Origin of the sequence: Oscillatoria sp. CS-180, from assembly GCF_028330965.1 — a bacterium.
Lineage (GTDB): Bacteria > Cyanobacteriota > Cyanobacteriia > Phormidesmidales > Phormidesmidaceae > Halomicronema.
Map to the genome: position 1 here is coordinate 1 of NZ_JAQMUB010000043.1, position 12,258 is coordinate 12,258.

General features: G+C 48.5%; 10 protein-coding genes. 1 reads left to right on the forward strand and 9 read right to left on the reverse strand.

Annotated elements, in window-relative coordinates; genetic code table 11:
- Positions 1 to 215 precede the first annotated feature (215 nt).
- On the reverse strand, positions 216 to 1,235 hold the full coding sequence (locus PN498_RS10300) for a hypothetical protein (protein ID WP_272062659.1): 1,020 nt from the start codon (positions 1,233 to 1,235) through the stop codon (positions 216 to 218).
- A gap of 729 nt (positions 1,236 to 1,964) precedes the next feature.
- On the opposite strand from PN498_RS10300, the gene PN498_RS10305 reads away from it, so the two are divergent.
- Entirely contained in the window at positions 1,965 to 2,321 is a 357-nt protein-coding gene (locus PN498_RS10305) for a hypothetical protein (protein ID WP_272062661.1), read from the forward strand.
- A 190-nt stretch (positions 2,322 to 2,511) separates the two neighbouring features.
- On the opposite strand, the gene PN498_RS10310 is transcribed toward PN498_RS10305, so the two are convergent.
- The 8 genes from PN498_RS10310 to psaB all read right to left on the reverse strand — a co-directional run bounded on the left by PN498_RS10310 (position 2,512) and on the right by psaB (position 12,219).
- On the reverse strand, positions 2,512 to 2,883 hold the full coding sequence (locus PN498_RS10310) for a response regulator (protein WP_272062662.1): 372 nt from the start codon (positions 2,881 to 2,883) through the stop codon (positions 2,512 to 2,514).
- Positions 2,884 to 3,132: 249 nt separating this feature from the next.
- A complete protein-coding gene (locus tag PN498_RS10315) occupies positions 3,133 to 5,664 on the reverse strand; it encodes an ATP-binding protein (RefSeq protein WP_272062663.1) in 2,532 nt (843 codons plus the stop codon).
- A gap of 35 nt (positions 5,665 to 5,699) precedes the next feature.
- Positions 5,700 to 7,640 carry a response regulator gene (locus tag PN498_RS10320; RefSeq protein WP_272062664.1) on the reverse strand — a complete coding sequence of 647 codons (1,941 nt, stop codon included), beginning with the start codon at positions 7,638 to 7,640 and terminating at the stop codon, positions 5,700 to 5,702.
- 461 nt (positions 7,641 to 8,101) lie between these two features.
- Positions 8,102 to 8,242 carry a photosystem I reaction center subunit IX gene (locus tag PN498_RS10325; protein ID WP_272062665.1) on the reverse strand — a complete coding sequence of 47 codons (141 nt, stop codon included), beginning with the start codon at positions 8,240 to 8,242 and terminating at the stop codon, positions 8,102 to 8,104.
- A gap of 70 nt (positions 8,243 to 8,312) precedes the next feature.
- The gene (locus tag PN498_RS10330; protein ID WP_272062666.1) at positions 8,313 to 8,795 is read right to left on the reverse strand and encodes a Photosystem I reaction center subunit III; all 483 of its coding nucleotides are present in this window, start codon (positions 8,793 to 8,795) and stop codon (positions 8,313 to 8,315) included.
- A gap of 164 nt (positions 8,796 to 8,959) precedes the next feature.
- Entirely contained in the window at positions 8,960 to 9,208 is a 249-nt protein-coding gene (locus PN498_RS10335; RefSeq protein ID WP_272062667.1) for a hypothetical protein, read from the reverse strand.
- Between the two features lie 98 nt (positions 9,209 to 9,306).
- Positions 9,307 to 9,849, reverse strand: a complete 543-nt coding sequence (locus PN498_RS10340) for a photosystem I reaction center subunit XI (protein ID WP_272062668.1) — start codon at positions 9,847 to 9,849, stop codon at positions 9,307 to 9,309.
- A gap of 138 nt (positions 9,850 to 9,987) precedes the next feature.
- The gene (psaB, locus tag PN498_RS10345) at positions 9,988 to 12,219 is read right to left on the reverse strand and encodes a photosystem I core protein PsaB (protein ID WP_272062669.1); all 2,232 of its coding nucleotides are present in this window, start codon (positions 12,217 to 12,219) and stop codon (positions 9,988 to 9,990) included.
- Between the last annotated feature and the right edge of the window lie 39 nt (positions 12,220 to 12,258).

A 12,258-nucleotide genomic window follows, 5' to 3' on the forward strand; every position in this document is an offset into this window, starting at 1 on the left:
CGCGTCGCTATGCAGAATCGCTGCGATTGCGCGGACATGGGAATCCAGTTGCTGACGGTCCTCGGGGGTCATGACTATCACCGAATAGAAACGATATCTTCTAGGATATTTTTTCTACCATGAGCGGATGACGTGCTCCCCTCCACACATGGAGAATTTAGTTCAGATAGGGCCTTATGAGACCCGACAAGGACTATTTCCAAAAGAGTACCTGTTCAAGCCAGTCGTTGCCACAGGCGAGATAGCTCAGCTAGCAATGTTTGAAATGTCTCTCGGAAGGCTCGATGTTCGCTTTCATTGAGGGCGCGATCGCGGTCAGCACGGACTAAAGCGTCATCAATGCGCTGACGATCGGCACGAACATCAGCTAGAAGCACATCAAATCGTTCAATCATTTCTGCATGGCGCTGATCGGCTCTTTGTCGGTCAGCACGGACATCAGCTAGAAGCACATCAAATCGTTCAATCATTTCTGCGTGGCGCTGATCGGCTCTTTGTCGGTCAGCACGGGCATCAGCTAGCAGGTTGTTGAATCGCACATCGGTTTCAGCCTGTTGCTGCCTCAGCTGCTCAATATCGTCAGAGACAGAACCAATCATAGAAACGACATCGCTAATAGAATCCCTTAACTCCTGATTAGTAACTGATATAGAGTTCCTCATATCCTGCGTGGCGGCTCGATTCTCCTCTCGCACTTCCTGAGTGGCCGCTTGATTCTCCTCTCGCAGTTCCTGAGTAGCGGCTCGATTCTCCTCTCGCAGTTCCCGAGTAGCGGCTTGATTCTCCTCTCGCACTTCCTGAATGGCCGCTTGGTTCTCCTCTCGCAGTTCCTGAGTAGCGGCTCGATTCTCTTCTCGTAGTTCCTGAGCAGCCGCTTGGTTCTCTTCTCGCAGTTCCTGAGTGGCGACTCGATTCTCCTCTCGTAGTTCCTGAGCGGCCGCTTGGTTTTCTTGCCGCAGTTCCTGAGTGGCCACTCGATTCTCCTCTCGTAGCTCTTGGGTAGCTGTCTGGCTTTCTTGCCGCAGTTCCTGTGTAGCGACTCGATTCTCCTCTCGTAGCTCTTGGGTAGCTGTCTGGTTTTCTTGCCGCAGTTCCTGTGTAGCGACTCGATTCTCTTCTCGTAGCTCTTGAGTAGCTATCTGGTTTTCTTGCCGCATGGCAGCGATCGCGACAGCGTTGCCTTCTACTAACCTTTCAAGGCGATCGAGTCGGTCGTTTGAGTTGAGATTAGTCATAGCGATCGCCCTGCTTACCGTCGTCCTTAAATAACCTGCCCTTTTTGCAGAATTCCTTAACTGTATCTCACAGAGCTTACTAAAGGTACAGCCGTCTTCTTGTGCCCAAGCTATTGTTTAGGCTATTGACCCGTCATTGGCATAGAGGCTGTTGACTGGTTCACGTTTGAAACCCAACTGTTTTCGTCCATTCCCCAGGCGTAGCGTAACTTTGTCAGGACCTACGCAGTTGCATCCGGCTTTGGCCCCTTAATCCCCAAATATGGGGAAGCCGGATACAACGTCCCCCAAAATTGGGAGATGCAAGGGGACCGTGCGTAAGTCCTATTTGTAACGAACTTGTTCTACAGGTTGTGGAGTATGGCGGTCTTGTACAAAATTCACCGTAACACTTCGCAAGCTTTGTATTCCCTCAATACACAACGCTTACAGCGGTAGAGAAGACTTGAATGTAGGCTCAGGAAAAAACTGGTGACACTGCATGAAGCAGGTAAGGCTCTATTTTATTAACATTAAAAATGAAATCTCTAACGGCTTACATTGGTTTGGGACAGTTTCACAAAGTCCTCTAGATATTGATTCAGTCCTATGAAATATTCAACAATCCTTCCAAAAGAAACGAGTCGGCTAGCAAACAGAATCCTTCTTCTCACCGCGTTCTTATTGCCAGGAATCATTATTTCGATTAACGGGCAAACACAAGCACAGACCTTGTGCCTTGATGAGGACGTGACTCTAAGTGTTCAACGGGATACTCCGCCTGACGAGGAGGCTTTTGTCAGCTCCAGTCCTGCCAGTTCTGAAACTGACATCAGACTTGAGTTTGATCTCACTAATTTAGATTTGTCAGAGGAAGAGAATGTAGAGGCAGATGACGTGTCTCAATCAAGTGACATGACGGCAGAGCAGCCAGATACAATTTCTGAAGACGCGACAATTACCACTTCAGCTGAGGAGAATTTTGATGGTGAGACTGTATCAGAAGCATCAGCTCTTGGAACTGTCGAGGTTGGTGAACAACCAACAATATCTCGCGAAGCTCACCTAGAGGCCACTGCTGACGAGCTTAACGAATGTATTGAATAATAGGAGTGTGTAGGATTCTGCGCGTCAGGTTCTAGCATTTTGTCAGATGGACGGTCAACGCTTGAATATAGCTCAATCATTCTTGAATCTGACGCTCGCCATAGCTCTTGCAAATTGGTTAATTTAGATAAGAGAATTCAGGCATTTCAAGTCTTCAAACTTTTAAGTTATGCCAGAACTATGTCAGTCCTCATGTAAGCACGGAAAAAATACGCTCTGATAAAGTTAACGGATCGTAGGGCTTAGTGATAACAGATAAAACATTTAACTGACTAAATTGCCGCTGTTCACTTGACTGGGCCTTTGCCGTCAAGATAATGACAGGAATTTGTTGAGTTTTAGGATTTTTCTGAAGTCTCTTCAGGATAGTGAGCCCATCCATGCCTGGCATCATGATGTCTAGCAGGATGACATCTGGCATTGCGGTCTCCGCGATCGCCAATCCCTCTTGACCATTACCGGCCTTGGAAACTTCCCACTGGCCAGTAATTTCTAGGCAAAGCTGAGTTGCTTCTCGAATGTCGGCTTCATCATCAATAATCAGAACATGTTTGGAGTCCATGAGTCATTTCCTTAATGAGTGAGGAGAGGGAGGGCTAAAAGAAAAGCAAAAGATAACTAAGGATAAAAATAAAGCAGTCCCTTGAGGTGTGATGATTTTGCTGAATGCAATACACTTCGACGAAGAACAATACGCAGTGTGGCTACAGTCCTCTAACTCCAAGAGAGTCGTAAACGTAGAGAAGTCGGGGTAGAGGATTGGCGCTACCTTTTGCCCATCAGGTCTAACATGAAGGCTCAACCCTACTGCCTACAGCGGCAGGGTAAAGAAAAAGGTGCTGCCTCCATCGGCATTGTTCTCTGCCCAAATTCTACCGTTGTGCTGTTGAATGATGCTGCGGCAGATGGCGAGACCCAATCCCGTACCGCCTTGATGCTCGGTGTCTGAAACATTAAGCTGCTCGAACTGATTGAAGATAACCTCCAGTTTGTCTTCAGGGATGCCCTGACCCTGATCTTTCACTTGAACGAGCAGCATTTCAGATGGTGCCTCCATTCTTGAAAAAGCGCCAGGATCCTGAGATGGCAAAGCTTCTGTAGGAACGGAGACCTGATCAGATTGAATTTGATGAACAATCATTTCCACCGTTGATCCAGGGGGAGAAAACTTAATGGCATTGCTCAGCAAATTGGTCAGTGTTTGAATGAGGCGATCAGGGTCTGCCCACAGTTCAATTGAGAGAGATTGGATAGCAAGATGGACCTGATTTTTTTCTGCGATCGCCCGCATCTCATCAGCAGCTTGCGCCATCAAATCAGTCAAGTTGCAAATCTGTTTATTCAGCGTGACTTTGCCAAGTTTAATGCGCTCAGCATCTAAGATATCGTTGACCAAACGTACTAAGCGGTTGGTATTGGAAAAAGCGATTTCAACCATGCGCTGGCGCTTCTCAGCCTGCACATTGAGGTCCCCTTGAGCTAATAATCCGAGGGCTGTTCGAATGGATGTCAAAGGTGTTCTCAGTTCATGGCTGACAACCGAAATGAATTCGTCTTTCATTCGTTCGATAATCTGTCGCTCCGTGATGTCTTTGAAGGTGACGACAGCTCCCAGAATCTTGTCTCGTTCCTGAATAGGAGTACTGACATATTCTGCGGGAAAACTGAAGCCATCCCGTCGTTCAAACAAGTCTCCAGAGACATGGTGAGTTTTTCCCCGTCGTAGGGTATTGAAGATAGGACTTTCTTCCCAACGATGAAGCGTACCATCTGGCTTAGAGTGACGGATTAGCTGCGGCATGAACTGCCCCACCATCTGTTTAGCTGTATATCCGAGAATTTCAGCAGCGGCAGGATTAACAAAAACAACCTTGCCCCTGGAATCCAAGCCACAAATTCCTTCCCCAGCAGATTTGAGAATCAGTTCATTTTGGTAACTCAAGCGCTCTAGAGAATCCCTGGCTTGCTGAAGCGCTTTGAGCGTTCGTTCTCGCTCCATGATTTCTAGCCTTAAATTGGCATTAGCTCGCTGCAGCTCAGTAGTGCGCTGCAATACCCGTTTTTCCAAATCCGTGTTGAGTGCCTGTACTTCTTCGTAAAGCTGCGTTTGATACAACACCGAAGCAAATTGATCAGCTAGTGCTTGAGCCAATCTGATATCTTCAGAGGTCCAAGCATGCGCCTGATTACGCTTTAGCTCTCGCCAAGTTTCGAAGGATTGTCGAGGACGATTCTGTCGAGGATCGGCTGCATTGAGTCGACCAGCCCATACATTTTCAACATCGATCGCTCGACGAAAGAAGCTTAAATAACCCAATGAATGATTTCGGTGCCGGAGTTCTACCACCATCATTCCTCGCAGATTGCTCCGCGACAGTGCGAAAGCAATAGTCCACGGTAGTTGAGCCTGCTGAATGTCCGTGATTGCCCACAGCCGTCCTTGAGGATGAACAGGAACCTCCATATTCAGCCACGTCTGCCAATCAGATAGCTGTTCCAGTACGGGAGGAACCATCCGTGACTGGGGGGTATCGCCCTTCGAGTGGGGCACATTAGGTTGGTGTCCATGGGTGAGCTGAAGGATGCTGCTTGAGTCCTTAGCGCTTACATGGAGGCGTCCACTCGTACTTTTTAAAGCAGCAACGGCCTTACCAAGCGCCACTTTTGAAGCATCCCTAGAGGGGGCATGAAGTAACGAGACAACCTGATTGATCGTCGCTTCATGCTGAGTTCTTAAGCGGCTTTCAGTCAAGATGTCAGCGTGAGCGATCGCCACAGCGACTTGATCTGCAATCAGCTGAACCATCTCCAGTTCTTTAGGACTAAACCATCGGGGCGTACTATGGTGAGCCACTAGCAGACCCCAAAGGTGATCCTGATGGAGAATGGGAACCACTAAGGACGCTTGCACCCCCATCGCCATCAGATATTCCACATGGCAAGGATCAACGGGACGAAACCAAAGATCATTAGATAGAGGGGCCTGAGTTTTGTGACAAATGAGTGGACTAATGCCGATTTCTTGCCGCTTCACATTAACAATCGTTCGCTGACGGGCCTTGAGAAACATTTCGCGAGCACGATCAGGAATGTCTTCAGCGGGGAAGTAATGTCCTAGCAGCGACGGCAAACGTTTGTCAGCAATGGCCTCTGCAACAACCTTGCCGCTGCCATCCTCCTGAAATCGATAGACCTTGACCCGATCCGTTTTGAGAAACAGCTGCATCTCGTTGACGGTTGAGGTGAGAATTTCTGGCAGCTCAATGGACCGACGAATGTGATCAGTCATGCGGTGCAGCAGCCCTTCTAGAGTTTGGATTGGGTAGGAGGGAGAGGAGAGCATGGAGGAATGGAAAGAGAGGAGGAAGTTTAAGGAATTTAGGAGTGTGGGGAAGGGGCGATCGCGGTCATTGCTTGATGCAGCTGAGACTGTTTGATCTGTTCAAAAAGACAGTTCAACAGCGTTGAATCGGTGTGCGACTTCTCCACTAAGTCGTTAGCGCCAGCTCTAAAGGCAGCAGCCCGGGTATTAGCATCATCATGAGCCGTCAAGAAAATGATAGGCAACTGATTCCAGAAGGGAGCTTGACGAACGGCTTTACACAGCTCAAAACCGTTGAAATTCGGCATTTCAATGTCTAGCAGTAGCAAATCGGGTGACGCAGTCTGTAACGTCGACCAGAAGTCATGGGGGCGATTCAGGGTAACTAGCTCAAAGCCTCTAGGCTCTAGAAGGGTTTGAAGTCCTTGCAAAACTTGAGAGTCATCATCAACCGCTAATACCCTATGGGATGCAGGATGCAGACGAGATTTTATCTCCAGCACACTCCTAATCACACTGTCCACAGTGGGAGCATGAAGAAATGAATGGCTCCCCAATCGAGCAGCTTTTACTCGATGACTTAAATCGCCATCGGCGCTGCACACCACCAACAGCAGGGGAGGGGTCTGGTTGATAATTCGTGCCAGTCGTTTAAGGGAAGCCGTAGTGCTATCCGTTAGTGAAAAGTTCAGCAGTATGACATCCGGCAAATCTTTGGTCGACGCAGCAGTATCTGAAGTATGGTCCGCTGATGAGGACGTTTCTGATGAGAGCAATAGCTGCTCTAGAGCCATTTCATCAGCAGAGATTTGTAGGCTAAAACCGTGCGATCGCAGTGTCGTGGCAATCTGCTGGGCTAAGCCCAAGTCTTTGTCAATAAGAACAACAAGCGGAGAGGAGCCTCGTGAAGAAGACCGATTGAGGTGACTGAGTGCCTGATTGAGTTCTGTTTCTAGCGCCTCGACAGACTCGACCAGTTGCTGCTGACTCTGACTAGAAAGCGCCTCCTTGCCATGCAGAATATGCTCAATTGAACGAGCCAGATCAGAACCCGACTTCAAGCCAAAAATACCAAGCGCTCCAGTCAGGCTATGGGCAGCTTGATAAGCTTCCTCCCGCAGACCTCGGGTAAAACGTCTATCTCGCAGCGCTTGAATAGTTCGCTTGAGAACAGCAAGCCGTTCTAAATGTTGAGACTTAACTGATTTCCACAGCGTTATTAAGGCAGCTTGGGTTTGCTTTTGCTGAATGCTTGTCAGTTGCGTTTCCAGTTGGGCTTGCGTACTGGACGTCGACTGATGCCGCGATCGCGGAGAAGAGGCTTCAATGGGCTTAAGCCGATATCCAACCCCATACACGGTTTTGATGAGATCGCCAGGGACACCCACGGCTACTAGCTTTCGCCGTAAACCTCTGATGTGAGCGGTGACCGTATCTTCCCCCGGAGTTTCACTACAGCTCCACAGGCTGTCTAGAATAGCTCCACGACTGAAAACTTGAGACGGCTTTCTTAAAAACAGCTCTAACAGACGAAATTCTTTGGGCGTAAGCTTGATGGGAAGATCGCCATAGGTCACATCTTGACTATTGGGATCCAGCTTCAACTCCCCCCATCTCAGCATCGATAACAGTGGCGTCTCAGTCCGCCGCAACAGCACCCGGATACGAGCCAACAACTCTTCTATCTCGAAAGGCTTCGTAATGCAATCATCAGCACCCGCGTCAAGACCTTCAATCTTCTGAGTACTAGAATCTAGCGCAGTGACTAGCAATATCGGCATGTGATACGAGTTTTCTCGTAGTCGCCGACAGAGTTGAATGCCATCCAATTTAGGTAGCATGACATCCAGCAAAATTAAATCGTAATCAAAGGAACTAACGAGCTGCCAACCCGCTTGGCCATCGTTAGCTACATCAACCGCATAATGTTCACTAATCAGGCTTTTTTCAAGGGTTTTCGCAACAGATTCGTCATCCTCAACGAGTAGTATCCGCATAGATCTTTGCCCGTCTGGGATAAATGATGAATGTTATAAGAAGGCTGCCTTGACAATAGTTTTTAAAGAGCAACTTCCCAAAAAGTCAGAAAGTTAAAAAAAGGCTGCCTTATGGAAATCATTATTAATCCTTTTATTTAGTATTTTACTGAAGTTTATTAAAATTAATCTTTAGGCGCATTTTTTAAGCCGCAATACAGATGCATTTTGATGTTGGTTTTGCTGTCAAAACGCCTTCATCTGTACGACTTGAACTTTAAGGAGGGGGTGAACCCCGAGTAGTCTTGTCAAATGAATAGTACTGTCTTCGTAAGAAATTCAGATTTGTGTGTTGTAATTCAAGCTATATGATCTGCGTCTATCTTTGATGCAAGCTCTCGACGTTCCAGGCAAAGGTCTTGCCATTGGGTATGCTAATCGCAAACTTCTCTGGCAAGACCTTGCCTTTACTTCAGAAGGGCTTAAGGTGCTGAATGAAAATAGGTTCCATACTGCAAACCAGGAAAGATTTGGTTGAGTTCAATCAGCACAACCGCCAGGAAAATCATTGCAGCAGTCGCCATAACGGGGGCACTGGTTAGGTATTTTGTGAAATGTTGCATGGTTTTCTCAAAAAGTGAACAACAAGAAGCAGACAATAAACGGATTTTAGATAAAGTCTACGGAAAAACCTTATCGAGGTGACACTGATAGCTCTTCTTTCTTGGCAGTGAGTTCTCCAGTGGTCAACTCTTTAAACGCCAGCAGAGGCCACAGTAATCCTTGAGTAAAGGAACGAATGGCTAAAGGAATATCGACAAAGATTTCCAATTCTTCTGGTTTAGAAGACCGCTTACTGCCAATCAAATAAGAGCGGCCTGACCAGCCAATAAATCCAGTCACGTAGAAGAAAATTCCAAAGGGAATAATCACATCGATAGCTCTATCGAATCGCAATTGTAAATGGGGCAACCCATCCGCACCACAGAGTAAATTGGACGAGTAGGATTTGTAGGGCTGGTCAAAGTAATAGTTTTGAGGGGCGTTTTGCATCCGTTCTTTGAATGCTGCGGATTCTTGACAAGGAATGAGATGGGTATCCGCGATCGCTGGGGCCGCCGGAAGGATACCAATCCATAGAAACAGCACCATCAGTGCAGCAAATAGGTTTCGCATCGGAAACACTCCTGGAAATTAAACAGCTTTTCGGGGCTTAAAACCATTTCGCTTTTGGGTCGTTACAGATACTGGGGCTGCAAGCACCGCAATACACGCAGTCATTGATCCAAATTTGCAAATGGGGTAAGGGCTCATGAAGCTCAAGTCTCTTCAAATATTCCTTAGCCCGTAGTCTCAGATGAGGATGTCGGCTCAGCACCCATCACATTCAGTTGCTCCGATGGCAGAGATCCTGGAGGCCCTAATGGGGCAGTTCGTCCAGGTGTCGAGTCGATGTTTCCTTCTCGCTCAATCCAAAGAAAGAGGATCGCGAACGCAGGAAACGGCAGGATGTAGGTAGTGAGGGGGATCAACAGCCACGGCAGCCAGGAGGCAGCATAGTCCCCGGTGAGTTGTGTTACATCAGCCATTTGAATTGCTCCTAATTAGCGAAAAAAACAGAGGAGAAAAACGTTGAGTTTTGAATTACCAGAACTCACGTCGCAACGCTTTGGAAAAGGGCGATCGCCTACAAACCATTTACAGCACCACGCAGAATGGCATCGAGGTCACTAAAGTTTTCCAGCAGGACGTAGGCAAAAATAGCCCCTCCCATTGAACCGAGGAGAATGCCACCACAGAGTTGAAACCAATCTTCTTTGCGGCGGAGGGGACGCAGATTATCTTCGGACTGCGAGTTGTAGGCCCCTCTGGGATCTCCTTGGAAAGTAGCTAAGGCAAAGATGGAAATACCTAAGCAGGCAGAGACGGTGATGTAAATAGCCGTGATTAGACCGCTCAGATTCGCCCCATGTGCAGTTTCGCGTAGGGGACCGACAACAACTTCAGGACCCACCAAGAAGTAACCGTGAGCCATACCAATTTCTAGTCCGCGCAAGAAAGGCGTCAGTCCTGGCCGATAGGCTGGCAGGTTGTTGATGTAGGTCTTGACCCAGCCAGAATTATTAATCGGGGTGGATAAATTGCCCAAACAAGGGTCGCCTTTGTAAGGCTGAACCGGATCATCCTCGCTATTGGCATAGGCCAAGCTGGGCTTTTGAGAGAAAGTCATGGTCTTGCTCGTTGATCAACAAAGTTTAGAAATTTTGGAAAAAAGTCCTGGCCACTACCCTAGGCCAGGACCCGTCTGGGAGGAGAGTCCCAGTTCTGATGTCAAGGTGTTGTTGAGCTTACCTTGACGAATGTTTCATCACGGGAATCGGCTCGCCGTTGACGCAATGAGGAATGCGCCATAGGTGACGATGTAGCCAACCGTGAAGTGAGTTAGCCCCACTAGTCGCGCCTGCACAATCGACAGGGCTACTGGCTTGTCCTTAAAGTAGCCAAAGGACAGAGGCGTATTTTCGTGTGCCCAAATCAACGTTTCAATCAGTTCCTGCCAATAGCCTCGCCAGGTAATCAGGAACATGAAGCTCACGGCCCAAGCCAAGTGACCGAATAGGAAAATCCAAGCCCATATTGCGAGACTGTTGGTTCCGGCTGGATTGTAGCCGTTAATGAGCTGAGCTGAGTTGAGCCACAGATAATCTCGGAACCAACCCATTAGGTAAGTTGAGCTTTCGTTGAACTGAGCAACATTGCCACTCCAGATAGCTAAATGCTTCCAGTGCCAGTAGAAGGTAATCCAACCTAGAGCATTCAGCATCCAGAACATAGCGAGATAGAAAGCGTCCCAAGCGGAGATATCGCAAGTGCCGCCACGACCTGGGCCATCGCAAGGGAAGCTGTAGCCGAAGTCTTTCTTATCCGGCATGAGCTTAGAACCGCGTGCATCCAGGGCGCCTTTCACAAGGATGAGAGTGGTGACATGAAGACCAAGTGCGATCGCATGGTGCACCAACAAGTCTCCCGGTCCGATGGTCAAGAACAGCGAATTGGTGCCGCTGTTGATACCCTCCAACCAGCCCGGTAGCCATACATTGGCATGGTTGGGCCAAGCTGTGGTCGCAACACTGTCGGGATTGGAAAGCAATGAGCTAATCCCATACAGCGTCTTGCCGTGGAAGGCTTGAATCCATTGGGCAAAGACCGGCTCAATCAGAATTTGTTTTTCAGGAGCCGCAAAGGCCACCTCACAATCGTTGTGAACATAGAGTCCCAAAGTGTGGAAACCCAGGAACAAAGACACCCAGCTAAGGTGAGAAATGATGGCTTCTTTGTGATCCAGGACGCGAGCAAGGACATTATCCTCATTGGCTTTGGGGTCATAGTCCCGGATTAGGAAAATGGCTCCGTGGGCGAAGGCTCCTACCATCAAGAACCCAGCAATGTACTGGTGATGGGTATAAAGAGCCGACATGGTGGTGTAATCCCGAGCCATGAAAGCATAAGGCGGCATGGAATACATGTGCTGCGCCACCAAAGAGCACACTACCCCTAAGCAAGCAAGGTGCCAGCCTAGCTGAAAGTGGAGGGAATTATTGTAAGTGTCATAAATCCCTTTGTGCCCCTGTCCAGTGCGGGGAGCAATGAAGAAACCTTTGATGCCAGGCCCTTGCAGCGCATCTGTCATTTCCTTGATGCTGTGGCCAATGCCCCAATTCGTGCGATACATGTGGCCGGCAATGATGAAGATGACGGCGATCGCCAAATGGTGATGAGCCATATCCGTCAACCAGAGTGATTCTGTTTGAGGATGAAAGCCTCCTAAGAAAGTGAGAATTGCGCTTCCGGCTCCTTGGGACGTACCAAAGACATGGTCTAAGGTATCAGGGTTCTGCGCGTATGCGCCCCAGTTGCCCGTAAAGAAGGGAACCAGACCTTCAGGGTGGGGACGGACAGACAAAAAGTTGTCCCAACCCACATGCTGTCCCCGTGATTCAGGAATAGCAACGTGGATCAAATGCCCTGTCCAGGCCAAAGAGCTGACGCCAAAGAGTCCTGCTAAGTGGTGATTCAAACGCGATTCGGCGTTCTTAAACCAGGCCAAGCTGGGTCGATAGCGGGGTTGTAAATGCAGCCGTCCAGCGTAAAGCATGACCCCAGCTAACAAGAGCAAAAATATTGACCCTACAAACAGGTCGGTGTTGGTTCGCATCCCAATGGTGTACCACCAGTGATAAACCCCGGAATAGCAAATATCGATAGGGTTCCCAGCCCCTGCTCGGGTGAAGGATTCGATCGCCGAAGGACCAAACTGAGGATCCCAGATGGCATGGGCGATCGGTTTAGTGTTCAGCGGATCTAGAATCCACCGCTCAAAATTGCCCTGCCAGGCCACATGAAACAAAATGCCAGAAATCCAAAGAAAGATAATGGCTAGATGCCCAAAATGGGAGGCGAAGATCTTCTGATAGAGATTCTCCTCGGTCATCCCATCATGGGTTTCAAAGTCATGGGCCGTGGCGATCGCATAGAAGAGCCGACGAGTCGTCGGATCTCGCTGCAAATCCTGACTAAATTTCGGAAATTTTGTCGCCATGGTTCGAAAGTGAAAACGTTATGAGTGTGATCTCTAGGG